We start from the raw sequence: 23,985 nt of genomic DNA, 5'->3' as shown, positions 1-23,985 counted from the left end.
CCCCAGTCGATGCCGAGGTCGAGCGTCGATGTGGCGACGATGGCGCGCAGGGCGTTTTCGCCCATCGCTTTCTCCACGCGCCGGCGCTGGGCGACATCGAGCGAGCCGTGATGCAGCGCGATCGGCAAGGTGTCCTCGTTGACCCGCCACAACTCCTGGAACAGCAGTTCCGCCTGGCTGCGCGTGTTGACGAACAGCAGGGTTGTCTTGTGGCGCTTGATCTCGTCGTAGATCTCCGGCGTTGCGTAGCGGGCCGAATGTCCCGCCCACGGCACGCGCTCCTCCGAATCGAGAATAGAGATCTCGGGCTTGGCGCCGCCAGTGACGACGATCAGTTCGGCCATGGATCCCGGCGGGTTCTGGTTGACCAGCCAGCGCCGCAATTCGTCGGGCTCGGCGACCGTCGCCGACAGGCCTATCGTCTGCAGGGCGGGCACAAACGAGCGCAGCCGGGCCAGCCCGAGCGACAGGAGATGCCCGCGCTTCGAGGTCACCAGCGAATGCAATTCGTCGAGCACGACATAGCGCAGGTCCTCGAAGAAGCGCCTGGCATCGGGCGCGGCAATCAGCAGCGCCAATTGCTCGGGCGTGGTCAGGAGAATGTCGGGCGGCGCCAGCTTCTGCCGCTGGCGCTTGTGTGCGGGCGTGTCGCCGGTGCGCGTCTCGACGGTGACCGGCAGCCCGATTTCTTCGACGGGTTTGCCGAGATTGCGCTCGATGTCGACAGCCAGCGCTTTCAGCGGCGATATGTAGAGTGTGTGGATGCCTCGATGCGCCTGCCCTGGCCTTCTCCTCGGCCGGCCGGCCAGTTCGGTCAGCGATGGCAAGAACCCGGCCAGCGTCTTGCCGGCGCCGGTCGGGGCGATCAGCAATACCGACTGCCCGCCCTGGGCTTTGGCCAGCAAATCGATCTGGTGCGCGCGCGGCGACCAGCCCTTTTCCGCAAACCATTTGACGAATGGCTCGGGCAGGACGACGGCGGCATTCTGTTCGGCAAGGCGCGGCTGCTCTGTCACGCGCCAGAGGTAGCGCGGCGACGCGCAATCGCCAAGCAGAATCGGAACAAAAGGTGATCGATTCGCGTTACTGCCGGCGAAACCCGGTCGGTCCGCCATAGAGATAGCCGATACGGGCGACCGCCTCCCTCAGTCCTTCACGCGACACCAGCATGGTGTGGCCGTTGGCGTGGATCATGGTCTCCCGATCCGTCATGATCGCGACGTGGCCTTTCCAGAAGACCAGGTCACCGCGCCGCAACCCCGCAAAATCCGGCCCGGGGTCGAGCGGTTCACCGACGGTCGCCGCCTGCATGTCGGTGTCGCGCAGCACTTGCCTGCCAGCCATGTGCATTGCAAGTTGCACGAGACCGGAACAATCGATGCCGAATCCGGAGACGCCGCCCCACAGATAGGGCGTGCCGAGAAACGCCTCGGCGACCGCAACATAGTCGGCGGCGGCCTCGGCGACCGGCCTGAGGTGACCCGAGATGACCGCTTGGCCGGACGGCAACAGCGCATAATGCGTGCCGCGCGTTTCGGCTGAGCCCGTCACCGTCACCAACGATCCCATCGAGAGCTGCCCGCTCACCGGGAAGCGCAAGTCGGGTCCTGGATAGAGAAAGGTGCGCGGCACCGAAACGACATGGGTCGGCGCATGGTCCCGCGCGCCTAGTGCCGTGTCGGCGACATAACCGACATAACCGTCGCGTTCGGCCTGGATCCAGGCCCAGCCTTCGGCGTCCTCGAAGACGAGAATATCGTCGCCGAACAGAAGCTGTGTGTTGACGCCGGCGTCCGGCCGCGGCGCCCTGCGTATGTCTGCGACGGAAGCGGTGATGCGAGCCGGCCGGCCGGCGACGAAACGGTCGGCAGCGACCTCGCCTCTCAGCCTGGCGTCGGCGAGATCGGAGCGGAAGGCATGGAGGCGGGCATCCCTGGCGGTCAAATCGGCAACTCGTTCAAATGGACAATTTGGTCAAATGGGCAACTCTTGGGCTCTGGCAATGATAACATCGCCAAAGCGCTCGACAAAGAGTGCGCCTTCGACTGTGCGCCTGACCAGCACGTTGCGCTTGTCCAGCTCGTCGCGGTGGCGCGACACCAGTTTCAGCGCCCCCATCGTATCGAGCGCACGGGTGATCACCGGCTTGGTGACGTTGAGGCGGGCAGCGAGCCCGCGCACGGTGTGTGGCGGCGGATCGAGATAGATGGTGAACAGGATCGCCGTCTGGCGCATGGTGAGATCGGGCGCGTCGTCGCGCACCTCCGACAGCACCACCTGCTGCCACAGTCGCAAGGCTTGGCTTGGACGCATGATAATTGACATCCGTCCAGCATGACGGAAAATTGTTTCGGTTCCGTTTCAGTCAACACGTTCGTCGGCTATGCCCGAGAGATCAGCCGAAGCGGTTCGAAATGACCCGCTCCAGCGCCCTGATGCCTTGCGCCTCGCCACCGGCAAGGCCGTGCGGACGGTCGGACGGGTTCCAGGCGAAGATGTCGACATGCGCCCAGCTGGCGGTCTTTTCGACGAAGCGCTTCAGGAAAAGCGCCGCGGTGATCGAGCCCGCGAAACCATCCGATGTGACGTTGTTGATGTCGGCCACCTTCGATGCCAGCTTGGCGTCGTAGGGCTTCCACAACGGCATGCGCCATAGCGGATCCTCGACCTCAACGGAGGCGTCCGCCAGCTCGGATGCAAGCGTCTCGTCACCGGTATAGAACGGCGGCAAGTCGGGACCGAGCGCAACACGAGCAGCGCCTGTCAGCGTTGCCATATCGACCAGCATCTGCGGCTCCTCGTCATCGGCCAAGGCCAAGGCATCGGCGAGCACCAGCCGCCCTTCGGCGTCGGTGTTGCCGATTTCGACGGTGATGCCCTTGCGGCTCACCAGCACGTCGCCTGGTCGGAAGGCGTTGCCGGCTATCGAATTCTCGACAGCGGGGATGAGCACGCGTAGCCGGACCTTCAGCCCGGTGGCCATAATCATGGAAGCGAGGCCCAGCACGTTGGCAGCGCCGCCCATGTCCTTCTTCATCAAAAGCATGCCCGAGGACGGCTTGATGTCGAGACCGCCTGTATCGAAGCAGACGCCCTTGCCGACCAGCGTTATCTTGGGGGCCTTGTTCGGCCCCCAAATCATGTCGATCAGGCGTGGCGCGTCGGCAGAAGCCCGACCGACGGCGTGGATCATCGGAAAGTTGGCGGTAAGAAGATCGTCGCCCTTGGTCACCGATATTTCGGCCTTGTGCGTCGCGGCCAAGGTCCGGGCGGCTTTCTCCAACTGCCCGGGGCCCATATCGCTGGTCGGCGTGTTAACGAGATCGCGCGCCAGGAAAATGCCATCGGCGAGGCGGCGGATGCGGGCGGCGTCGGTGCCGGCCGGCAGCGCGAGGCGCAGCGTCTTGCCTGGCTTCTTGCCGTAGCGGGTGAAGACATAGCCGCCGAGCGCCACGGCGAGTGCCGTAAGCTCCGGCTTGGCGGGTGCCGACGCAAAATGCCAGTCGCCTGCCGGCAAGGCTCTCGCCAGTGCGCCGATGGCCAGTGCGCCCTGGCCGTCGCCGGTGCCGAACAGGGCTCCGGCAATCGCGCCGTTGTCGCCAGGCACGATCAGCGTCCTGCCGGCCTCGCCGGAAAAGCCGTTGGCCTTGGCCCAGGCGACCGAGGATGGCGCAAGGCCTGCCGCCGCCAGAGCATCCTTCGCCACCAGATGGACCGGCAGCGCATTGGTCAATTCCTTCTCGACGAGTTCGACAGGCATTCGCTGGTCTCCGGCTTCCGAGTCGGCGTTTCTTAACTCTCCGTTAGGGTTAACAGAATATTTCTGCGGTAGGGAAGATGACCGCGCAAATGGTCACGCGCATGAACGGAGCCCTGGTGCAGATGCCGACCAACCGCAGGATGAACGCCAGCGCAAATAGGCTGATCACCACGGCGTTGATTATGGTGCTTGCTGCAGGCGTCGCTGGCTGCGGAACCAGCAAATTGACGACTGGCTCGATTTCTCGTCCAAGCGGCAAGCCGCTGGAAACAATGTCGGCGGGCGAACTGCACAACGCTACGATGGCGCTCGGCCAGTCCTATTCGAAAAACCCCAGCGACAAGCGGATCGCGACAAACTATGCCGCGGCGCTGCAGATGGACGGCGACGCAGACCAGTCGCTTGCGGTGATGCGCAAGCTGGCGATCGCCTTGCCGAAGGATCGCGACGTGCTCGCCGCTTATGGCAAGGCGCTTGCCGCCAACGGACAGTTCGAGCCGGCTCTCGATGCCGTGCGCCGCGCCCAGACGCCCGAATATCCTGACTGGAAACTGGTATCGGCCGAAGCTGCCATTCTTGACCAGCTCGGCCAAAAGGACGAGGCGCGCCAAGGCTATCGCAAGGCGCTGGACCTCAGGCCGAACGAACCGACGATCCTTTCCAATCTCGGCATGTCGTACGTGCTGGAAGGTGATTTGCGCACGGCCGAAACCTATATGCGCTCGGCCGCCCAGCAGCCGAATGCCGACAGTCGCGTCCGCCAGAACCTGGCGCTGGTCGTCGGTCTGCAAGGCCGTTTCGACGAGGCCGAGAAGATCGCCTCGCAAGAGCTGTCGCCGGAACAGGCGCAGGCCAACGTCGCTTACCTTCGCCAGATGCTGGCGCAGCAGAATGCCTGGAGCCAGCTCAAGGAGCAGGACAAGGCAAAGCCCGCCACCAACTGACCGCTTCGAGCGCCGAACCGGCGCGCGAAATTCCGCAACACGTCTAACGCAAAGAGCCGCGCTGCACCGGCAGCGCGGCTCTGAATCATATCAGCTTTGTGGCGACGCGGCTGGCGCTACTCGCTGCTGGATTTTGGCTGGTCGCCAAAGATGCCGCGCTGGCTCACCTGGATGCCGGCGGGACCCAGAATGATGGCGAACAGTACCGGCAGGAAGAACAGGATCATCGGCACGGTGAGCTTCGGCGGCAAGGCCGCGGCCTTCTTCTCGGCGGCGTTCATGCGCATGTCACGGCTTTCGGCTGCCAGCACGCGCAGCGCGTGCGCCACCGGCGTACCGTAGCGCTCAGCCTGAACCAACGCCTGGGACACCGACCTGACGGATTCCAGGCCAGTTCGGCTTGCAAGGTTCTCGTAGGCTTGCTTGCGCTCCTGCAGATAGGAAAGCTCGGCGTTGGTCAGGATGAACTCTTCCGCCAATGCCACCGATTGCGCGCCGATCTCATCGGCGACCTTGCGAAGCGCCGCTTCCACCGACATGCCGGATTCGACGCATATCAGCAATAGGTCGAGCGCGTCCGGCCACGCCATCTGAATCGACTGCTTGCGCTTGGTAGCGCGGTTGTTGACGTAGAGCACCGGCGCGTAGAACCCCGCATAGGCTACCACGATGCACACGAACAGCTTCACGAAAAGCGGCTGCTCGGGCAATCCGCCGAGCACGAACAGATACATCGCCGCCAATGCAAAGCCGATGAAGGGCAGGACGAGACGGAAGAAAAGGAAGCGCGTCAGCGGATTTTGCCCGCGAAAACCCGCCACTTTCAATTTCTGCAAGGTACCTTCATCCGCCAGCGCACGCCTGAGATCCAGGCGATCGACAATATTGCGCATGCCGACCGACTGTTCTTCGCGCAGGCCCTTGCGGCGGCGGTCGGCTTCGACTGCCAGCCGCGCGCGCTGCTTGGCGCGCAGCTCATCGCGCTCCAGCGCCACGGATTTCATGCGCGCCTTGAGCTGGTTCCCGCCAAAAGCGGGCAGCAGCGTGAAGACGGTCGCAAACACCGCGATGCCGACCAGTAGTGCGATCAGCAGGGATGGGTCGGTGAGAGTTCTGATGACGTGATCGGTCATACGCGCGAGTCCTAGACTTCGAAGTTCATCATCTTGCGCATTACCAGGACGCCCATCGACATCCAGATGCCGGAACAACCGAGGATCAGATGGCCGGTGCTGGTGATGAAGAGGGGCATGATGTAGTTCGGGCTCGTCAAATAGACGAGAAAGGCGACGACGAAAGGCAACGCGCCGATGATCACGGCGGATGCCTTGGCTTCCATGGACAATGCCTGGACCTTGGCTTTCATTTTCTTGCGGTCGCGAAGCACGCGCGAAAGATTGCCCAGCGCTTCGGAAAGATTTCCGCCGGCCTGAGACTGGATCTGGATGACGATGCCGAAGAAGCTCGCCTCGGTGCACGGCATCGTTTCGGGCATGCGCATGGCCGCGTCGGGGATCGACAAACCCATTTGCTGCGAATCGACTATGCGGCGGAACTCGGTCTTGACCGGCTCGGGGGATTCGTTGGCGATCAGGCGCACGGCATCGTTCAGCGGCAGGCCGGATTTTACCGCACGCACGATGATATCGAGCGCATTCGGAAATTCGTTGAGGAACGCCTTGACGCGGCGCGCGCGGCGAAACGAGACGAACCAGCGGGGCAGACCCAAGACGCCGACCAGCAGCGCAGCCGGCAAGACCAGCAACGGTGCGCCGATGAAATAGACAAGAGCCGTCAAGACGACGCCGCAGACCGCCGAGTAGACATAGAAGCGCTCAAGCGAGATCTTCATGCCGGCCTGACGGATTTGGATCTTCAGCGGTGGTTTCTTGACCAGGCTCTGATTGGACTTTTGCTTTTGATCGAGATCCTTCAGCGAATCCTGGACGGACTTGCGACGCTTGGCCGCTTCCGCCACGCGATCGCGCGAAGCCTTGACGACGGAACGATCCGTCTCGGCGGTCTTGATCGATTCAAGCCGCTTGCCGACCTGCTTCTCGGTGCTGATCCGGTTGAACAGGAAAGCATAGGCCACAGCGCCGGCGCTGAAGCCGGCGAGCACGACGAATGCCAATACGGTGCCGTCAATTCCGAACATCGACCCTGGCTCCCACGCTTCCAGACGGATCAGTCAGCGCGTTTCTCCATCGCCTCTAGCGCAACGGCAAGGCGCTGCTCCTCGCCGTAATAGCGGGCGCGCTCCCAGAAATGCGGACGGCCGATGCCAGTCGACACGTGCTCGCCCAGCAGCCTGCCGTTCGCGTCCTCGCCCTTGATGTTATAGAGAACGATATCCTGGGTGATGATGACGTCGCCCTCCATGCCGATCACCTCGGTGATGTGGGTGATGCGCCGCGATCCGTCGCGCAGGCGTGCAGCCTGTATGATCACGTCGACGGAGCCGACGACGATTTCGCGCACGGTTTTTTGCGGCAGCGTGTAGCCGCCCATGGCGATCATCGACTCTATACGGTTGAGGCATTCGCGCGGGCTGTTCGAGTGGATCGTTCCCATCGAGCCGTCATGGCCGGTGTTCATCGCCTGCAGCAGGTCAAACACTTCGGGTCCGCGCACTTCGCCGACGATAATGCGTTCGGGGCGCATGCGCAGACAGTTCTTGACCAGGTCGCGCATGGTCACTTCACCCTCGCCTTCGAGGTTGGGCGGACGGGTTTCGAGACGCACCACATGCGGCTGCTGCAATTGCAGCTCAGCTGAGTCCTCGCAGGTGATGACGCGTTCCTCGCGGTCGATATAGTTGGTCAGGCAATTGAGCAGCGTCGTCTTGCCTGAGCCGGTACCGCCCGAGATGACAATGTTGCAGCGGACACGGCCGATGATCTTGAGAATCTCGGCCCCTTGCGGCGAAATCGAGCCGAACTTGACCAGCTGGTCGAGCGTCAGCTTGTCCTTCTTGAACTTGCGGATGGTAAGTGCGGTACCGTCGATAGCCAGGGGCGGTGCGATGACGTTGACACGGGAGCCATCAGGAAGACGCGCATCGCAGATCGGGCTTGATTCATCGACGCGGCGGCCAACCTGACTGACGATACGCTGGCAGATGTTGAGGAGCTGCTGGTTGTCGCGGAAACGGATGCCGGTCTGCTCGACCTTGCCGTTGACTTCGATGTAGACGTTCTTGGAGCCATTGACCATGATGTCGGCAATATCGTCGCGGGCAAGCAGTGGCTCCAGCGGCCCGTAGCCCAAAACGTCGTTGCAGATATCCTCGAGAAGCTCTTCCTGCTCGGCGATGGACATCGCGAAATTCTTGATCGCGATGATGTCGTTGACAATGTCGCGGATTTCTTCGCGCGCGCTTTCGGGATCGAGTTTGGCGAGCTGCGACAGATCTATCGTATCGATGAGTGCGGCGAAGACCTGGCTTTTGGTGTCGTAGTAGGTTTCGCTCTTTTGGCGCTGGATAGTTTTCGGCTCCGGGGCCAATGGCGGCGGCTCGACCGCACGGCGAACCGCCGGCGTGGCAGGCGCGCCGGATGGCGGCAGCGCCGCTGGCCTGGCAGCTATCGCAGCTTCCACAGGGTTCGCGGCCGCCGGCGCAGCAGGTGCTGGCTGACGGAATTCCGGAATGGTCCGGTTGCCGTCGTCGCTGCCTCTTTTACCAAACATGATCGCTTACCAATTCCACCGCTGAGGCATCACTTCTTGTTGCGCGAAAGCTTGCCGATCAGGTTGCCGAGGCCAGCCTTTTTCTTCACCTTGATTTCGCTGCGCCCTGTCAGCACATGGGCGATCTCGTTGATCGTGGCGACGACCGGACTCTTGGCATCCATCTCACCGAGCATACGTCCGTTGTTGGCAGCATTTCCGAACAAAAGCGGCTCGAACGGGATGACCGACATCGGCGAAAGGCCGAGTGATTCGGAGAAGTCGGACGGCGTAATCTCGGGACGTTTCGGCACGCCGGCCTGGTTGATTACAAGCTTTGGTGCAGGATCGTTCGGACGAAGCCGCTTCAGCATGTCGACCAGGTTCTTTGTGTTGCGCAGATTGGCCAGTTCGGGCGTTGCCGTGATGACGATCTCGTCGGCCTTGAGCAGCGTGTTCTTGGTCCAGCCGGCCCAGACGTGGGGAACATCGAGCACGAGGAGCGGCGCGCTACGTTGGGCTATGTCGATAAGCTGCGTGAAGGCGTCGGGATCGAAATCGTAGACCCGCTCCAGGGTCGAAGGTGCCGCAAGCAGCGACAGGTGCTCGGCGCATTGGGCGAGCAGCCGGTCGAGATAGACCTCGTCGACGCGTTCCGGCGAGAAGACCGCCTCGGCAATGCCTTGCGCCGGGTCCTGGTCGAAATTGATATTGGCCGTTCCGAAGGCGAGGTCGAGATCGGCGACAACCACTTCGGATTTGAAAAGGGACGACATGGCCCAGGCCACATTATGGGCTATGGTCGAGGAGCCGACGCCGCCCTTGGCGCCGATGAAGGCAATCGAGCGGCCGATCGGCTCAGCTTCCGGATCAACGAAGATCGAAGACACCACGCTGACGATGTCGGCCATCGATACGGGCGCGATGACATATTCGGAAATGCCCGAGCGGATGAGTTCGCGGTACAGCCCGACATCGTTGTAGTGGCCGACAACCACCACCTTGGAGGTCGGATCACAATGCTCGGAGAGCTGGGCGAGTTGTTCCAGCAACAGCTTCGGCTCGCTCCGCGATTCAAGCAGGATCAGGTTCGGTGTCGGCGCCGACTGATAGAATTCGATGGCGGTGGGGATGCCCCCCATATGCACCTTCAGATGAGCCTTGGCCATGCGACGATCCTCGCCGGCGCGCTCGACCGGATTGGCTACGCCTTCGGTCTCGCAAAATGCCTGGATCGAAATGCGCGGGATCGGCCGCAACGCCTGCATCGCGGCAATATCCTGCTCCGAGGTTTCGCCGCCCGGTACCTCTGTGTCATAGGCAAGATTGCTCATTGTCATCACTTTCCGTGACTTGCGCGGCTTAGGGTTTGTTGAGCCTCAACACTCGTTAATATTCGACTTCCGAATTGCCGAGGAATTCGTCCGAAATACCTCTGTCACGATAGACGTCGATCACCGCGCCGCGATTTTCCGCGTCGATCGGCGTCGGCTTGCGTGGCCCGATCAGATCGGACGGATTGGCCATCTGGGCAGCCAGGTTGTTCTGATACGAACAGCCGAAATCGGCATAGTGCTTGTTTTCCGAAGTCTCCAGCAGGTCTTCGGGCCAGCGCCCGCATTTATCCGTCTGAGCCTTCACCGAGACGTAGGCGACACGGACCGGTGCGGACGCTTCGGCCGAAACAGACTGATAGGACCGCATGGCGATCCGCTTCCGGCTGATGCCACTGGCTATGGCAAGCCTGGCGAAATCGCGGCCGGCCGCGGCCGCTGCGATTTCGTTGGCCGAGCCACTCGGAATCTCGATGGTCAGCACCGGAGCTGCGCTCCTATCGTATCCGTTGAGAAAGCCCAGGAGCGTGTCGCGCTGCGATCTGGTCATGCCGCGGTCGCCGGCGCCGACCGGAAGATCGATCTTCTGAACCTTCTCGGCGATGACGATCGGATGGGTGGTGCGATAATCGTCCGGTATGGCACCGACCGTGACGCTGTCGCGATTGGCGCAGCCGGCCAGTGATGCCGCCACCGCAATCGCCATGATAGGAACGGCCGGCCGCCAGATTCGCGAATGGACGGACTGTATCGCGGTGACCGCCCTTGCCTTCGATACTGACTGAGACATGTCCACTTCCCCGCTTACTTGTAGATGAAGCCGACAACGCCGTGATAGCGGCCGTTGGGCTTGTCGGTCTGCATGGTGCCGTAGACACGGTTGACGCGGCCAAGGAACATGCCGGCGCCATCGCTGGCTGCGTTGAAATTGTCATCCGGTTTGGCAAGATCGTTGCGCGCCACCGGCTTCACCAGATAGGGCGTGATGATGATGACGAGTTCGGTCTCGTTGCGGACGAAATCCCTGCTGCGGAACAGCGTGCCTAGCACCGGTATTTTGGTCAGGCCGGGCAACCCGGCAACCGCCTGCCTGATGTCGTCGCGGACAAGGCCCGCGATCATCATGGAACCGCCGGAGGGCAATTCCACCGTGGTGTCGGCCAGGCGTTTGCGGATCGACAGAAAAGTGGTGCCGGGCAAGTCACCAAGCCCTTCGAGCGCTACCGCGCCTTCCGTCGTAGGTTCCGAAACCGACGTCCTCACTTTTAGGCTGATGCGGCCCGCCGAGAGCACGACCGGCTGGAATTCGAGCCCAATTCCATATTCAAGGCGTTCGTGCTCGTAGACAATCTGGCCCGTTTGATTGTCGTTTGAAACAGCGCTTGTTCGGCCCGTGATAAGATTGAATTCGCCACCGACCTTAAAGGTCGCTTTTTCGCCCGAGACCGCGGTCAGTGTAGGCTCGGCCAGCGTCTTCATGACACCGCTCTGCTCCATCGCGTTGATGTACGCTTGAAGTCCGTTTCCGAGCCCATCACCTAACCGCAAGTTGGAGAACTGCGAAATCGGCTTGCCCAAGCCATAAGCGGGAGAACTCATTGCGCCATAGGAGATGCCGTTGCTGCTGCCGTTGCCAATCATGTTGACGCCGAGCTGCTTCATCACCGAGCGGCTGACTTCCGCGACCGTCACCTTCAGCGTCACCTGGTCGTCGCCGATAATCTGCAGCAGGTTGACGATCTTGCTGACGCGGCGCTCGGCATCCGGGTTGTCGATGGCGACGCCGGCTTCAGCCGAACCGCCGGCAGCGGTCTGCGAATATTGACCCGTGGTCGCCTCGCCGCCGGACACGAAGATGTTTGCCAGATCGGCCGCGCGCTTGGCGTCCAGAGGAGTGTCCACGGTTCCGGTCAGAACGACGTTGTCGTTCAGCAACTCGATCTTGACCTCCGACGACGGGATGAAGCGCTTGATATAATCCTCCAGCCCGGCAACATCGCGTTCGACCGCCAGATCGAGGCTGACGATCTGCTCGCCATTCGGGCCAAAGACGAAGATGTTGGTTTCGCCGACCGCCTTTCCGAACAGATAGATGCGGCGGGCGGTGCGGGTCACCGCGTCGGCCACGGCGGGGTTGGCGACGAGAATGTCGTAGGCATCGCTCGGCAGGTCGATGACCACCGATTTGTTGAGCCCGAGCTTGACCCGCTGGGTGGCGGTCGAGGCTGTGACCCTGGCATTGTTCGCCGCACTGGCATCGAGAGTGCCATATGCATTCGTTCCAAGGAGAAACAGGCCGATCGCCGCAGCCAGGGTGACCGGCAGTTTGGTTCTTAGCTTCATTTCCTCGCCCCCACCTCGGAAACTTCGCCCGACTTGATCAACCGCACCGTTCCGCGCCGACCATTGCCGGAAACCAGGTAGTCGGCCTCGCTCACATTTTTGTCCTGGCTGTCCTTGATCGAGCGCAGCGCCAATGTCAGGCGATCCGCCATCTGCTGTGCGACGGTGATGATCTCGGACTGCTGCGGCGTCAATTCCAGGGTGGCGGTCTGGCCGACCCTGGTCTTCTTGCCTTCCTCGTCCTCCTGAATGGTCTGGTCGATCGCCAGGACGCGAATGTTCTTGAGGATAGTTTCGGTCGTGAAGCCCGGACCACCGCCATTGGCGGGATCGGCTCTGCGGGTCATGATGACGTCGACGAAATCGTTGGGAAGAATAAAGCCGCCGGCCGAAGTGTCGGCCGAGATGCTTGTGGCGACGGCCCGCATGCCGGAGGGCAGGATCGACGACATGAAGCTTTGCCCTTCACCGATCAGCTTCGAGCGGCGCAGCGGCTCGCCGGCATAGAGCGCCACGCGGGCGACGGCGCCCTTCAGCTTGTCCAGCGCTTCAGGCTCGGCGGCGCGGGTGATGAAATTTGCGTTGATGCCTGCGGACGGCCATGACTCCCAGGAAATGTTGTTTTCAAGCGGACTGCCCATCGGAACGTCGCCGGAAAGAACAAGCACATCCTGCAGCGCGATCGCCGGCGCCTGAGGACCGGAATCGACAACCGGAGGCGGCGGAGCCACGACCATGTTCTTCGCGACATAGCCTGCACCACCGGCCGCGGCTATCGCCACGCTCAGAATAATCAATCGGGATGCTGGCATCTGTCCGAACCTCGCCTTGGCAAACCACGTAGCCAAGCGGGACTTTGCAGCGGCAATCGTCAAAACAAGGTTAATGTTATACTTACGATCGTGATTAATTTAACCTTTACATAAATTAGACCGACAAGCCCGGCCCGAAGGAAAACGTGGCCAACTCGCCTGCTCGGCGCCAACGGCGTAAAGCGAAATTTAGCCCGCCAGCCTGGTAAGTGCCCAGGCCATCAATGGCGAGTCGGAATAGGTGAGCAGACCGCCAATGCCAAGCGCGATGCCGTACGGAACGCCGGTCGCCTCATCGGCGAAATGGCGCAGGAACGGATTGTGGCTTGTGACGGCGGCAAGCGGCGATTTCCGATAGGCGAGGATGGCAAGCGTCAGCAGACCGCCGATGAATGTCGAGGCGACGAGGTATTCGATGAGATGGATGTTCAGTCCCATCCACATCGCAGTGGCGGCCAGCAGCTTGGCGTCGCCGCCGCCCATACCGCCGAGCGCGAACAGGCCGAACGTCACCGCGAGCACCAGGCCGGCGGCGGCGAAATGCCAGCCATAGGTGGCCCAGTCCATGCCGGCCAAAGGCGCAACCAAGGCGAAGACAACCACAAGCAACACCGGCACGCGATTGGCGATCGTCATCGACAGCATGTCGGAGATTGCGGCAAACAGCATGCAGAACGGAAACACGACAAAGATCACGGCTTCAAGCATCGGCGCGCCTGTGGTCAAATTGCATCTGGCCCTCAGCCTAGTCACATTCGCTTTAACGATTGATGAGGCCCGAATTTCAAATCGTGCTGGGGCTAAAGACTAAATAAGGGCCGCCAGTGCGGCGGCCCTTATTTGGAGAACAAGCGAACCTGTTACGATCAGCTACCGCTCACCTTAGTGGAGATGGTGGTGAACTTGGCGTTCAGCGCGTTGCCGAGCGAGCCGGCGCCGACCATGATGGCGAGCGCGATAAGGGCGGCGATCAGACCGTATTCGATAGCGGTCGCGCCGGATTCGTCCTTCACAAAACGTGCGATGAGGTTAGACATTCGAGCTCCTACTCCAATTGTTACAGCACTTCCGTCAACTTCTCTTGGTGGCTGATCGGATACTGCGAATCTAAGGAGAAGCTGTTTCAATCGGCTTAATAAACAGGCTTACCGATTCCTTTCCCGCTTCGACGACATTGCGTGGTTAACCCAGAACTAAAATACCCGCCGCTGGGCCTACGGGCTGACAAAAGGCGCAAAAGCCGCAATTCGGCAAGGACGTTCCAGCCGTGCCGGCTTGGCCCAATGCCGGTTCCGGCTTAATCCTGAACTCCAGCCGCTTAACGGTTGGTTCACCAATCTCGTTCATGTTCCGTTGAACAGTTTGCCAGGGGGCGCCTCGATGGCCGGGCCGAGATCATCATTTCCAGTTGCCGTGCTTTTTGCCGCAGCGGCTTTCGCCGTTCCAGCCAAGGCGGAGGCCGGCATCGAGGTGACGATGAATCAGGCAAAGATTATCAAATTGTCGCGCGCCGCCGATACGATTGTCGTCGGCAATCCGGCGATCGCCGACGCCTCCGTGCAGGACGCATCGACGATCGTACTGACCGGCAAGGGATTTGGCGTCACCAATCTCGTCGTCCTCGACCAGGAGGGTAACCCGATCGTCGATGAGCAAATAACCGTCGTGCGCCAGGCAGCATCGTCGGTGCGCATCTATCGGCGTTCCGAAGTACAGACCATGTCCTGCGCGCCGTATTGCGAAAGCTCGTATAAGAGCGATGCCGAGAAGGCCTCTGAAGCCGAGATGAGCGCCGGGCATTAGCTAGCCGACTTCTCCGCCTTTTGCGGGAACGTGCTTCGGTTATCGCCGGGTTAAGGCCTTTCCGCTGAATTTAACGGTCATTCCAACTGGACTTCAATCGGTTCCGACTAAGGGTGGATCCGATATAGAACCGGCATCGGCGTGTAGAGAACATGAGCAAGGCAGGACGAGCAGGTTTTCCCGGACGGTTTTTGGGCGACCGACGCGGAAGCACGGCGATCGAATTCGCCATGCTTGCAATTCCATTCGCGCTTCTGGTCTTCGCCATCCTGGAGAGCTGCATTTCATTTGCCGCACAAGAAGTGATGGCAAACGCCACAGACGACATCGCGCGCCAACTGCGTACCGGCCAGCTAAGACCGGCCGATGTGTCCGGGACCAAGCTGCGGGATATGATCTGCACCAAATTGGAGATCATGGTCGCCAGCACCTGTCCTGGATTGCTGGTGGATTTGCGCGAATATTCGACATTCGCCGATGCGGCGCTGTCCGGTTTCAAGATCCAGGATGGCGATGTCGTGCTGACCAAGGGCACGAGCACACAGACCTTCACCGTCGCACCTGGCCTGGCGGAGTCGAGAAACATGCTGCGGGTTTTTTACAAATGGCCGGTGATGACCGACTTCATGGCCAAATCGATGGCCAACCTGAAGGACGGCAAAACGCTGCATTTTGCTTCGATCACTTGGCAGAACGAGCCGTTCGACAACTGAACCACGTAGTCGCTTGAAAAGGGCAAAGCCATGATTCGTGCGGGGGCACAGCTGGGCATCGCAGGGATTTGTACAAGAGCAGTCCGGCTTTGCTCGGACCGCCGCGGTATTGCGGCTGTCGAGTTTGCCCTCATCGTGCCTGTCCTGTTGATCATGTACTTTATGACAATGGAGGCCTCGCAAGCCATCGAGACCAGCAAAAAGGTCAGCCGCATCGGCAGCATGGTAGCGGATCTCGTCACGCAGCAGCAGACCGTCAAGGCGGCCGATGTCGATGCCATCATGGCGATCGGCAGTTCCACGCTGCAGCCCTACAACCGCTCGAAACCGAAGATCATTATCACGGCGATACAGGTGACGAACGAGACGACGCCGAAAGTCCTGGTCGTGTGGTCGCGCAAACTGGTCGATGGCGTCTCTAGCGTCGACGCGGTCAAGGATTCCACCACAACGGTCCCGAGCGCGCTTAAGATCAAAGGCACTTTCCTCATTCGGGTCGAAAGCGATCTCGCCTACAAGCCAATCATCACCTGGTCGGCGGACGGCCAAAGCCGGTTCGGATTGAGCTCGGTCTTCAATTCGATATCGATGGCGGAAACTTATTATCTGCGGCCGCGCAGGAGCCCGACCATTCCGTGCAGCGATTGCTGACGCCCGAAGCCCACTAACCGGGCTGTCGCTATTGCTTGCGACCGCGGGCCGAGACAAGGCGTACGATGACCGCAGCCAGCACATAGTCCCTCTGACCAGCAACTGTTCGGCGACGATACCGATACGGAGCGTTCCGATAACATCGCGCCAATCGGCGCGCGACAGGTTTGCGCAAGACGCATCCAGCAGCAAAAGCCAGTACGGCGGCGAATGCGTTCGGGGCAGGCCTCATGCGAGCTCCACGCCGCGCATTGCCATCGGCAGATCGACCATGCCGCGATTCGTCTCTCCCGGGCCAGCACGCCAAGCCGTGCTGTTCGGGTTTCCGAATTGCCAATGGCGGCGCGGAACCCTATGTCTGAGCCAACACACAGGCAATGATGAACCATTAGATGGCACGCGCCTTCCTTTTTGTCCTCGACTCCTTCGGCATCGGCGGCGCGGCCGATGCCGAACGCTATGGCGACACCGGCTCCAACACGTTCGCACACATCGCGCGGGCCTGCGCAGAAGGCCGCGCCGATCGCGAAGGGCTGCGTACCGGACCCCTTCTTGTACCAAACATGCTCGCGCTCGGCCTCGGCCAGGCCGCGGCAACGGCGACGGGTTTCAGGTTCGAGAATGCCGGCAGTGCCCCGCTTGCCGCCGCCTTTCATGGCGCGGCCCAAGAGGTTTCGAGCGGCAAGGACACGCCATCGGGCCATTGGGAAATAGCCGGCCTGCCGGTACGTTTCGACTGGGGTTACTTCCCGGACACGATTCCCGCCTTTCCGGCCGAGTTGACCGAAGCAATGGTGCGTGAAGGGAAGGTGCCCGGCATCCTCGGCAATTGCCATGCTCCGGGCACCGAGATCATCGAACGGTTCGGCGAAGACCATATCCGCACCGGCAAACCGATCTGCTACACCTCGATCGACTCCGTCCTGCAGATCGCCGCGCATGAGGTTCATTTCGGCCTGGAACGGCTTTACGACTTCTGCAAGGTGGTGCGCAGGCTTGTCGATCCGCTGAATATCGGCCGCGTCATCGCGCGGCCGTTTATCGGTGAAACCGCCGCCACGTTCGAGCGAACGCATAATCGCCGCGACTATGCCGTACCGCCGCCGGAACCGACGCTGCTCGACCGGCTGACGGCGCGCGGCAGCCGGGTTATCGCGGTCGGCAAGATCGGCGACATTTTCGCCCATCGCGGGATCTCGGAAGTCCGCAAGGCTGCCGGCAATATGGCAATGTTCGACAAAGCGCTTGGCGCCATGGAAGATGCTCGCGACGGCGACCTCGTCTTCGCGAACTTTGTCGACTTCGACACCGAGTTCGGGCATCGGCGCGACGTTGCGGGGTATGCCGCCGCACTCGAAGCTTTCGACCGGCGCCTGCCCGAGGCATTCGCACGGCTGAGGCCAGGCGATCTGCTCATTTTGACCGCCGATCACGGCAACGATCCGACGTGGCGCGGCACCGATCACACACGCGAGCGAATTCCGGTTATCGGGACACGGCCGGGTTTCAAAGGCGCAGACATCGGACTGAGGACGACGTTTGCCGACATCGGCGAAACCGTGGCCGAACATCTCGGGCTGGCGCGCGGCCGTCACGGCACCTCCTTCCATGCCGCGATAGGTGGCCATGCCTGAGCTGCCGGAGGTCGAGACAGTCAGGCGCGGTCTGCAGCCGGCCCTTGAAGGTGCCCGCATTGTCGGTGTCGAGGCACGCCGGCCGGATTTGCGGTTTCCGTTCCCCGAGAGATTTTCGGAGCGGCTGACCGGCAAGACGATTGCGGCGCTCGGCCGCCGTGCCAAATATCTGACGATGCACGTGGACAACGGCCCGGTTCTGATCTGCCATCTCGGCATGTCGGGTTCGTTTCGCATCGAAACGGCCGACGAGAGCGCAACGCCCGGCGCGTTCCACCACGAACGTTCAAAAAATAGCGCTCACGATCACGTGGTCTTCGACATCGCATCACCTGCCGGCGTCCGCTCTCGCGTGATCTTCAACGACCCGCGCCGCTTCGGGTTCATGCTGTTTGCGGAAGGCGAGCCCGACATGCATCCGATGCTGGCGGGATTGGGCGTCGAGCCTACAGGCAATGCACTGGACGGCGCGCTACTCGCTTCGTTGCTGAAAGGTCGCAAGTCACCGCTGAAAGCGGCACTTCTGGACCAGAGGCTGATCGCCGGGCTCGGCAATATCTACGTCTCGGAAGCGCTTTGGCGGGCCGGCCTGTCGCCGCTGCGCGAAGCGGGCACCCTCGCGAGAGCCGGTAAGAAAGCCAAAGAGCAGAGCGAACGCCTGGCCGAAGCAATCCGCTCGGTCGTCGCCGATGCGATCGCCGCCGGCGGCTCGTCGTTGCGCGATTATATGCAGACCGATGGATCGCTGGGCTACTTCCAGCATTCCTTCGCCGTTTACGATCGCGAGGGCGAAGCCTGCTCCAAGCCTGGTTGTGGCGGCCACATCGAGCGTATCGTGCAAAGCGGTCGTTCGACTTTCCACTGCCGGACCTGTCAGGCTTGAACCAGAAGCGAGGAGGAGGAGCAAAGCATGGGCTACGAAACCATCATCGTCGAAACCCGCGGCAAGGTCGGGCTGATTACGCTGAACCGGCCGCAGGCGCTCAATGCGCTGAATTCACAAGTGCTGGGGGAACTGGTCGCGTCGGTGAACAGCATGGGCGCAAATGCCGACATCGGCGCCATGGTCATTACTGGTTCGGACAAGGCTTTCGCGGCAGGTGCAGATATCAAGGAAATGCAGTCGATCTCCTATGTGGATGCCTATCTGCAGGATTTCTTCGTCGGCTGGGAAGAATTTACGCGGGCACGAAAGCCGATCATCGCGGCGGTGGCGGGCTATGCGCTGGGCGGCGGCTGCGAACTGGCGATGATGTGCGATTTCATCATCGCCGCCGACACCGCCAAGTTTGGCCAACCCGAGATTACGCTGGGCGTCATGCCTGGCATGGGCGGATCGCAGCGCCTGACCCGCTTCGTCGGCAAGTCGAAGGCGATGGATATGTGCCTGACGGGGCGAATGATGGACGCAGCCGAGGCCGAGCGTTCCGGCCTGGTCTCGCGCGTGGTGCCAGCCGGCGAGTTGATCGAGGAAGCGCTTAAGGCAGCCGCCAAGATCGCTGGTTTTTCCTTGCCGTCGGTGATGATGGCAAAGGAGGCCGTCAACCGCGCCTATGAGACGACGCTCACTGAGGGTCTGCGGTTCGAGCGCCGGCTGTTTCATTCGCTGTTTGCGCTGGATGACCAGAAGGAAGGCATGGCGGCCTTCACCGGCAAGCGGAAGCCGAATTTCACGAACCGATGAGATGACGAAGGCGCCGGTCAAAAAGAAAGCGCTGCAGCGTTGACGCGCCGGAAAAGCTGAACTATAAGCCGCACCAACCGAGGCGGCCCTGTGGCTGCCCGTTTGTTTTTTGCGCCCTGCGGTATCCCGCAAGCGCCCACCAGATCAGAAGAGAGGCACCATGGCCAATACCTCCTCGGCCAAAAAGGCAACGCGCAAGATCGCCCGTCGCGCAGCGATCAACAAGAACCGCCGCTCCCGCGTCCGGACCTACATCCGCCAGGTCGAAGAGGCGCTCGCGGCTGGCGACAAGGCGGCCGCACAGGCTGCCTTCAAGGTGGCCGAGCCGGAATTGATGCGCGCCGCGACCAAGGGCGTGGTGCACAAGAACACGGCATCGCGCAAGGTGTCGCGGCTGGCCCAACGGGTCAAGGTGCTGTCAGCCTAATATACCTTTTCGTGAACTGCGCTTCTTCAAACCCGGCCGATCGCGCCGGGTTTTTTCGTTTGCCGGCAAGTACTTAAAAGAAAGCCCGCAAAACGGCGTCCGCGAGCATTTCAAAGTTCGAAATGCTTTGCCGGCATATACATGCCCGCTCATATTCGGAGCCTCCGAAACCGCCAATACGAAAATTTCCGAGCGTCACAGATTACCGTTTCTTTTCAGAAGCTTACCGATGGTGATCCACAGCTTGTTCACATCAGCTGCAGCCGATAGGCGACAATTGGCTGTCAAGTGAATTATTTCAGAAAATTTCGCGTTGTGTGGCCTTTTTCATATTCGCCGGAAAAGGGTTTGAATCACAATGGCTTTGTCAAAATCAACTGTTGCAGCATGGCGTTCGAAACGTCCCTTGCTAGTCAGATTCCTTAAAAATCCGTTAGGGGTGGCCTTGCCCTATCCACAGCGATTTCGGTAATGTCTGTCCATCGAAGGGACGGGCCCTTGGCCCTTGACCAGCCTGAAACCGGCCAGCTCAAATTGGCAGAGTTTACAGCGCGGATTCAACTCCGCGGACGGGGTTGGTTTGTCTTTTCGATACGGTAGGGGACTGGCGTAATTGTACATGGCAGGTCGACGGTGCGCCGGCGGTTTTTCGCCGGACGGCCTTTTATTGCCCTGACATGACCAAAGCGGATCGGCTCTTCGGCGCCGGACCGACAACGAGGCGATTCATCAGCCGGCGGCGGCGATGGTGTCGCAGCGAAGACACGGTCGCCGGAAACATGGATGCAGGAGGCGCATCCCCGGCGGAAAACAGGTACAAGAGACAAGGAACTCGATCATGCAGAGCGGCGGCATCGAAAGGGAGCTTACAGGCGACCTCCCATTTCCTGGAACGTTAATCGGAAGGAACGACATGGCGGCTTCCAATGAAGCTGAACAGAAGTTCGATCGGGTCAAGGCCCAGCTGAAGGCGCGTCTGGGAACCGAGGTCTATTCGAGCTGGTTCGGGCGCATGAAGGTCGCTGAATCCTCCAAGGGCATTGTTCGCATCTCGGTGCCAACCGCATTCCTGCGTTCATGGATCAACGGCCACTATCTCGATCTCATCACCGAGTTGTGGAAGCACGAGGATCCGGAGATCCTCAAGATCGAGATCGTCGTTCGTACCGCCACACGCCAGGGCCGCAACAGCGTCGAGCCAGAAGTGGCCCCGGCGCGCAAGATGACCAGGCAGACGCAAACTGCGCTCTCTGCCGGCACGGCGAGCCCCAGCAGGGTCGAACGGATCCCGGCACCCCGCCCGGGGATGCCGGCAGAAACCGAGTTCCGGCACAATGTTCTCGGTTCGCCACTCGATCCACGCTACACTTTCACCTCCTTCATCGAAGGACCATCGAACCGAGTGGCTTTTGCCGCCGCCAAGGCGGTCGCGGAATCGCAGTCGAGCGCGGTGCGTTTCAATCCGCTCTTTCTTCATGCGACGGTCGGGCTGGGCAAAACGCATCTGTTGCAGGCCATCGCCGCAGAATCGCTGAAGCAGAATCCGAAATCGCGGGTCGTCTATCTGACGGCTGAGTATTTCATGTGGCGGTTCGCCACCGCGATCCGCGACAACAACGCACTGACGCTGAAAGAACAGCTGCGCGACATCGACCTCCTCATCATCGACGACATGCAGTTCCTGCAGGGCAAGTCGATCCAGCACGAATTCTGCCATTTGATCAACATGCTGCTCGACAGCGCCAAGCAAGTGGTGGTCGCTGCCGACCGGCCGCCGTCGGAATTGGAGTCGCTGGAGCCACGCGTCCGCTCGCGCCTCAATGGCGGCGTCGCGTTGGAAATGTCAGCCCCGGATTTCGCCATGCGCATCGGTATGCTCAAGCTCAGGCTGGCCACCGCCAAGCTCGACGATGCGTCGCTCGATATTTCCGAAGAGATCCTCAACCACGTCGCCCGCACGGTGACCGGCAGCGGGCGCGAGCTCGAAGGTGCCTTCAACCAGCTTTTGTTTCGCCAATCCTTCGAACCGCAGATCACCATCGACCGCATCGACGAGATCCTCGGCCACATCTATCGTTCGGGCGAACCCAAGCGGGTGCGTATCGAGGACATCCAGCGCATCGTCGCGCGCCACTACAACGTGTCGAAGACCGAACTTCTGTCCAACCGGCGCACACGCACCATCGTCAAGCCACGGCAGGTCGCCATGTATCTGTCGAAGGTGATGACGCCGCGTTCGCTGCCGGAGATCGGGCGACGGTTCGGCGGCCGTGACCATACGACCGTGCTGCATGCGGTGCGCAAGATCGAGGATCTTTCCGGTGCCGACAACACACTGGCACAGGAACTCGAATTGCTGAGAAGGCTGATCAACGACCAGGCCTGACGGCCCGAAAAACGCCGGCTCGCGGACTTCGGCCTTTTTATCCCCAGAAAGCCCGTGCAGCCGGTCCGAACCGGTGGCGCGGACTTGCGTTTGCCGGGTTTTTCCTGTCAGTTTACGCAGATTCTGAGCCTGTTCAGACCTTTCGCGGGGCGCCGCTTGCCGGAGACCCGTTCATTCATTCAAGCGAGCCTGTTTCGTCATGCGTGTTATCCTGGAACGGTCAAATCTCCTGAAGTCGCTCAACCATGTTCACCGCGTGGTCGAGCGGCGCAACACCATTCCGATCCTGTCGAACGTGCTGCTCAGCGCTGAGGGGGCCAGCCTTGAAATGAAGGCGACCGACCTCGACCTGGAGGTGACCGAAGCAACGCCGGCAAAGGTCGAACGTGGCGGGGCGACGACGGTCCCGGCGCATCTGCTCTACGACATCGTGCGCAAGCTTGCCGACGGCGCGGAGGTGGCGCTGAAGACCGACGAAGACGGCAACGCCATGACGGTGACGTCGGGGCGCTCGAGCTTCCGCCTGCAATGCCTGCCGCAGTCCGACTTTCCCGAGCTTTCAGCCGGGTCGTTCTCGCATATTTTCCGGCTCGATTCCGTCGGACTAAAGGGCCTCATCGAAAAGACCCAGTTTGCCATCTCGACCGAGGAGACGCGCTATTATCTGAACGGCATTTATCTGCACACGCACGAGGCCGGCGGCAAGCTGAAGCTGCGCTCGGTCGCGACCGACGGCCACCGGCTGGCGCGCGCCGAGATCGATGCGCCGGCAGGCTCTGAGGGTATGCCTGGCGTCATCATCCCGCGAAAGACGGTCAGCGAGCTGCAAAAGCTGGTCGACGATCCCGATGTTGCAGTGACCACCGAATTGTCGGACACCAAGATCCGTTTCACCATCGGCAGCGTCATCTTGACCTCCAAGCTGATCGACGGCACTTTCCCGGACTACCAGCGCGTCATTCCAACCGGCAACGACAAGAAGCTGATTATCGATCGTCAGAGTTTCGCCGCTGCCGTCGATCGCGTTTCGACCATTTCGTCCGAACGCGGCCGGGCGGTGAAGCTTTCGATCGCCGAGGGGCAGGTCACGCTTGCGGTCAACAACCCGGATTCGGGCAGTGCCACCGAGGAACTGGCGGCCGACTATTCGTCCGATCCGATCGAAATCGGCTTCAACGCCAAATACCTGCTCGACGTTGCCGCGCAACTGACCGGCACGGAGGCGAAGTTCATGCTGGCGGATGCCGGTTCCCCGACACTGATCCACGACATGGCCGACGAGACCGCGCTCTACGTGCTGATGCCGATGCGGGTGTAGGGCCCGAACGGGCCATTTTGCTGTCGTGACCAGATCTGCAAAACCGCAGCAGACCTACATAAGTAAGCTTACACTTACGAATTTCCGCAATTATGCAGCGTTGGCAATCGACCTTGATCCCGGCGCTGTGGTTTTCTCCGGCGACAATGGCGCCGGCAAGACCAATCTGCTTGAAGCGATCTCGCTGCTCACGCCAGGCCGCGGCCTGCGCCGCGCACCCTATGCCGAGGTGGCGCGCGAAGGCGGCGACGGTGGCTTTGCGCTGCATGCCCGGCTTGACGGGCCGGAAGGCCAGGTTGAGATCGGTACCGGGATACCGGGCAGCGACGGCGAAGGCGGCAGGCGGGTGCGGATCAACGGCGCAGCCGCGCGCTCAGCCGAAGACATGCTGGAATGGCTGCGCGTGGTCTGGCTGACACCGGCCATGGACGGCCTGTTCCCCGGGCCGGCGGCCGATCGTCGGCGCTTCCTCGACCGGCTGGTGCTGGCGATCGATCCCGGCCACGG

General features: G+C 61.3%; 24 protein-coding genes. 11 read left to right on the top strand and 13 right to left on the bottom strand.

Annotated features, from left to right (window positions below; all coding sequences use genetic code 11):
* From E5W70_RS03500 to E5W70_RS03485, 4 genes are all read right to left on the bottom strand, one after another.
* A partial coding sequence (locus E5W70_RS03500) for a DEAD/DEAH box helicase (protein WP_292654039.1) occupies positions 1–1,016 on the bottom strand: 1,016 nt, incomplete at its 3' end.
* Positions 1,017–1,083: 67 nt separating this feature from the next.
* A complete protein-coding gene (locus E5W70_RS03495) occupies positions 1,084–1,944 on the bottom strand; it encodes an NlpC/P60 family protein (RefSeq protein ID WP_292654026.1) in 861 nt (286 codons plus the stop codon).
* Between the two features lie 30 nt (positions 1,945–1,974).
* Positions 1,975–2,325: a MarR family winged helix-turn-helix transcriptional regulator gene (locus E5W70_RS03490; protein WP_023676939.1), complete on the bottom strand. Its 351-nt coding sequence runs from the start codon at positions 2,323–2,325 to the stop codon at positions 1,975–1,977.
* A gap of 70 nt (positions 2,326–2,395) precedes the next feature.
* The gene (locus E5W70_RS03485; protein ID WP_292654025.1) at positions 2,396–3,760 is read right to left on the bottom strand and encodes a M17 family metallopeptidase; all 1,365 of its coding nucleotides are present in this window, start codon (positions 3,758–3,760) and stop codon (positions 2,396–2,398) included.
* 122 nt (positions 3,761–3,882) lie between these two features.
* Here E5W70_RS03485 and E5W70_RS03480 point away from each other — a divergent pair, with 122 nt between their 5' ends.
* A complete protein-coding gene (locus E5W70_RS03480) occupies positions 3,883–4,704 on the top strand; it encodes a tetratricopeptide repeat protein (protein WP_292654038.1) in 822 nt (273 codons plus the stop codon).
* A 116-nt stretch (positions 4,705–4,820) separates the two neighbouring features.
* Here the strand turns inward: E5W70_RS03480 and E5W70_RS03475 are convergent, their stop codons facing one another.
* From E5W70_RS03475 to E5W70_RS03435, 9 genes are all read right to left on the bottom strand, one after another.
* Entirely contained in the window at positions 4,821–5,837 is a 1,017-nt protein-coding gene (locus E5W70_RS03475; RefSeq protein WP_292654024.1) for a type II secretion system F family protein, read from the bottom strand.
* An 11-nt stretch (positions 5,838–5,848) separates the two neighbouring features.
* Complete coding sequence (locus E5W70_RS03470) at positions 5,849–6,862, bottom strand: type II secretion system F family protein (protein ID WP_292654023.1); 1,014 nt, start codon at positions 6,860–6,862, stop codon at positions 5,849–5,851.
* Between the two features lie 29 nt (positions 6,863–6,891).
* Positions 6,892–8,394 carry a CpaF family protein gene (locus E5W70_RS03465; RefSeq protein WP_292654022.1) on the bottom strand — a complete coding sequence of 501 codons (1,503 nt, stop codon included), beginning with the start codon at positions 8,392–8,394 and terminating at the stop codon, positions 6,892–6,894.
* A 29-nt stretch (positions 8,395–8,423) separates the two neighbouring features.
* Positions 8,424–9,707 carry a CpaE family protein gene (locus E5W70_RS03460; protein ID WP_292654021.1) on the bottom strand — a complete coding sequence of 428 codons (1,284 nt, stop codon included), beginning with the start codon at positions 9,705–9,707 and terminating at the stop codon, positions 8,424–8,426.
* Between the two features lie 55 nt (positions 9,708–9,762).
* The gene (locus E5W70_RS03455) at positions 9,763–10,497 is read right to left on the bottom strand and encodes a CpaD family pilus assembly protein (protein WP_292654020.1); all 735 of its coding nucleotides are present in this window, start codon (positions 10,495–10,497) and stop codon (positions 9,763–9,765) included.
* A 14-nt stretch (positions 10,498–10,511) separates the two neighbouring features.
* Positions 10,512–12,050, bottom strand: a complete 1,539-nt coding sequence (locus tag E5W70_RS03450; protein WP_292654019.1) for a type II and III secretion system protein family protein — start codon at positions 12,048–12,050, stop codon at positions 10,512–10,514.
* Positions 12,047–12,862, bottom strand: coding sequence for a Flp pilus assembly protein CpaB (cpaB, locus tag E5W70_RS03445; protein ID WP_292654018.1), 816 nt, complete (start codon positions 12,860–12,862; stop codon positions 12,047–12,049). The genes E5W70_RS03450 and cpaB overlap by 4 nt, the downstream gene beginning before the upstream one ends.
* A 189-nt stretch (positions 12,863–13,051) precedes the next feature.
* On the bottom strand, positions 13,052–13,570 hold the full coding sequence (locus E5W70_RS03440; RefSeq protein WP_292654017.1) for a prepilin peptidase: 519 nt from the start codon (positions 13,568–13,570) through the stop codon (positions 13,052–13,054).
* Between the two features lie 158 nt (positions 13,571–13,728).
* Complete coding sequence (locus tag E5W70_RS03435) at positions 13,729–13,899, bottom strand: Flp family type IVb pilin (protein WP_292654016.1); 171 nt, start codon at positions 13,897–13,899, stop codon at positions 13,729–13,731.
* 343 nt (positions 13,900–14,242) lie between these two features.
* On the opposite strand from E5W70_RS03435, the gene E5W70_RS03430 reads away from it, so the two are divergent.
* From E5W70_RS03430 to E5W70_RS03385, 10 genes are all read left to right on the top strand, one after another.
* On the top strand, positions 14,243–14,665 hold the full coding sequence (locus tag E5W70_RS03430; protein WP_292654015.1) for a pilus assembly protein N-terminal domain-containing protein: 423 nt from the start codon (positions 14,243–14,245) through the stop codon (positions 14,663–14,665).
* 152 nt (positions 14,666–14,817) lie between these two features.
* On the top strand, positions 14,818–15,378 hold the full coding sequence (locus E5W70_RS03425) for a TadE/TadG family type IV pilus assembly protein (RefSeq protein WP_292654014.1): 561 nt from the start codon (positions 14,818–14,820) through the stop codon (positions 15,376–15,378).
* 30 nt (positions 15,379–15,408) lie between these two features.
* On the top strand, positions 15,409–16,029 hold the full coding sequence (locus E5W70_RS03420; protein WP_023676926.1) for a TadE/TadG family type IV pilus assembly protein: 621 nt from the start codon (positions 15,409–15,411) through the stop codon (positions 16,027–16,029).
* Positions 16,030–16,421: 392 nt separating this feature from the next.
* Positions 16,422–17,663 (top strand): phosphopentomutase, encoded by a 1,242-nt coding sequence (locus tag E5W70_RS03415; protein ID WP_292654013.1) that lies wholly within the window; start codon positions 16,422–16,424, stop codon positions 17,661–17,663.
* A complete protein-coding gene (gene mutM / locus E5W70_RS03410; RefSeq protein ID WP_292654012.1) occupies positions 17,656–18,546 on the top strand; it encodes a bifunctional DNA-formamidopyrimidine glycosylase/DNA-(apurinic or apyrimidinic site) lyase in 891 nt (296 codons plus the stop codon). Before E5W70_RS03415 ends, mutM begins: the two co-directional genes overlap by 8 nt.
* Positions 18,547–18,573: 27 nt before the next feature.
* Positions 18,574–19,347: an enoyl-CoA hydratase gene (locus E5W70_RS03405; RefSeq protein ID WP_292654011.1), complete on the top strand. Its 774-nt coding sequence runs from the start codon at positions 18,574–18,576 to the stop codon at positions 19,345–19,347.
* Positions 19,348–19,507: 160 nt separating this feature from the next.
* Positions 19,508–19,774, top strand: coding sequence for a 30S ribosomal protein S20 (gene rpsT, locus E5W70_RS03400; protein ID WP_023676922.1), 267 nt, complete (start codon positions 19,508–19,510; stop codon positions 19,772–19,774).
* Between the two features lie 913 nt (positions 19,775–20,687).
* Positions 20,688–22,160 carry a chromosomal replication initiator protein DnaA gene (gene dnaA, locus E5W70_RS03395; protein WP_292654010.1) on the top strand — a complete coding sequence of 491 codons (1,473 nt, stop codon included), beginning with the start codon at positions 20,688–20,690 and terminating at the stop codon, positions 22,158–22,160.
* A 199-nt stretch (positions 22,161–22,359) separates the two neighbouring features.
* Positions 22,360–23,478 (top strand): DNA polymerase III subunit beta, encoded by a 1,119-nt coding sequence (gene dnaN, locus E5W70_RS03390; RefSeq protein ID WP_023676920.1) that lies wholly within the window; start codon positions 22,360–22,362, stop codon positions 23,476–23,478.
* Between the two features lie 25 nt (positions 23,479–23,503).
* The coding region (locus E5W70_RS03385) for an AAA family ATPase (protein WP_292654037.1) at positions 23,504–23,985 on the top strand (482 nt) is incomplete at its 3' end.

Origin of the sequence: Mesorhizobium sp. (assembly GCF_005063415.1) — a bacterium.
GTDB lineage: Bacteria > Pseudomonadota > Alphaproteobacteria > Rhizobiales > Rhizobiaceae > Mesorhizobium.
This window is presented reverse-complemented; position numbering and strand designations above follow the sequence as displayed.

What these genes read in the sequence shown, in the direction of transcription:
- E5W70_RS03490 (WP_023676939.1), bottom strand. Translation starts at nt 2,325, where the DNA reads ATGTCAATTATCATGCGTCCAAGCCAAGCCTTGCGACTGTGGCAGCAG.
- E5W70_RS03485 (WP_292654025.1), bottom strand. Translation starts at nt 3,760, where the DNA reads ATGCCTGTCGAACTCGTCGAGAAGGAATTGACCAATGCGCTGCCGGTC.
- E5W70_RS03480 (WP_292654038.1), top strand. Translation starts at nt 3,883, where the DNA reads ATGCCGACCAACCGCAGGATGAACGCCAGCGCAAATAGGCTGATCACC.
- E5W70_RS03475 (WP_292654024.1), bottom strand. Translation starts at nt 5,837, where the DNA reads ATGACCGATCACGTCATCAGAACTCTCACCGACCCATCCCTGCTGATC.
- E5W70_RS03470 (WP_292654023.1), bottom strand. Translation starts at nt 6,862, where the DNA reads ATGTTCGGAATTGACGGCACCGTATTGGCATTCGTCGTGCTCGCCGGC.
- E5W70_RS03465 (WP_292654022.1), bottom strand. Translation starts at nt 8,394, where the DNA reads ATGTTTGGTAAAAGAGGCAGCGACGACGGCAACCGGACCATTCCGGAA.
- E5W70_RS03460 (WP_292654021.1), bottom strand. Translation starts at nt 9,707, where the DNA reads ATGAGCAATCTTGCCTATGACACAGAGGTACCGGGCGGCGAAACCTCG.
- E5W70_RS03455 (WP_292654020.1), bottom strand. Translation starts at nt 10,497, where the DNA reads ATGTCTCAGTCAGTATCGAAGGCAAGGGCGGTCACCGCGATACAGTCC.
- E5W70_RS03450 (WP_292654019.1), bottom strand. Translation starts at nt 12,050, where the DNA reads ATGAAGCTAAGAACCAAACTGCCGGTCACCCTGGCTGCGGCGATCGGC.
- cpaB (WP_292654018.1), bottom strand. Translation starts at nt 12,862, where the DNA reads ATGCCAGCATCCCGATTGATTATTCTGAGCGTGGCGATAGCCGCGGCC.
- E5W70_RS03440 (WP_292654017.1), bottom strand. Translation starts at nt 13,570, where the DNA reads ATGCTTGAAGCCGTGATCTTTGTCGTGTTTCCGTTCTGCATGCTGTTT.
- E5W70_RS03435 (WP_292654016.1), bottom strand. Translation starts at nt 13,899, where the DNA reads ATGTCTAACCTCATCGCACGTTTTGTGAAGGACGAATCCGGCGCGACC.
- E5W70_RS03430 (WP_292654015.1), top strand. Translation starts at nt 14,243, where the DNA reads ATGGCCGGGCCGAGATCATCATTTCCAGTTGCCGTGCTTTTTGCCGCA.
- E5W70_RS03425 (WP_292654014.1), top strand. Translation starts at nt 14,818, where the DNA reads ATGAGCAAGGCAGGACGAGCAGGTTTTCCCGGACGGTTTTTGGGCGAC.
- E5W70_RS03420 (WP_023676926.1), top strand. Translation starts at nt 15,409, where the DNA reads ATGATTCGTGCGGGGGCACAGCTGGGCATCGCAGGGATTTGTACAAGA.
- E5W70_RS03415 (WP_292654013.1), top strand. Translation starts at nt 16,422, where the DNA reads ATGGCACGCGCCTTCCTTTTTGTCCTCGACTCCTTCGGCATCGGCGGC.
- mutM (WP_292654012.1), top strand. Translation starts at nt 17,656, where the DNA reads ATGCCTGAGCTGCCGGAGGTCGAGACAGTCAGGCGCGGTCTGCAGCCG.
- E5W70_RS03405 (WP_292654011.1), top strand. Translation starts at nt 18,574, where the DNA reads ATGGGCTACGAAACCATCATCGTCGAAACCCGCGGCAAGGTCGGGCTG.
- rpsT (WP_023676922.1), top strand. Translation starts at nt 19,508, where the DNA reads ATGGCCAATACCTCCTCGGCCAAAAAGGCAACGCGCAAGATCGCCCGT.
- dnaA (WP_292654010.1), top strand. Translation starts at nt 20,688, where the DNA reads ATGGCGGCTTCCAATGAAGCTGAACAGAAGTTCGATCGGGTCAAGGCC.
- dnaN (WP_023676920.1), top strand. Translation starts at nt 22,360, where the DNA reads ATGCGTGTTATCCTGGAACGGTCAAATCTCCTGAAGTCGCTCAACCAT.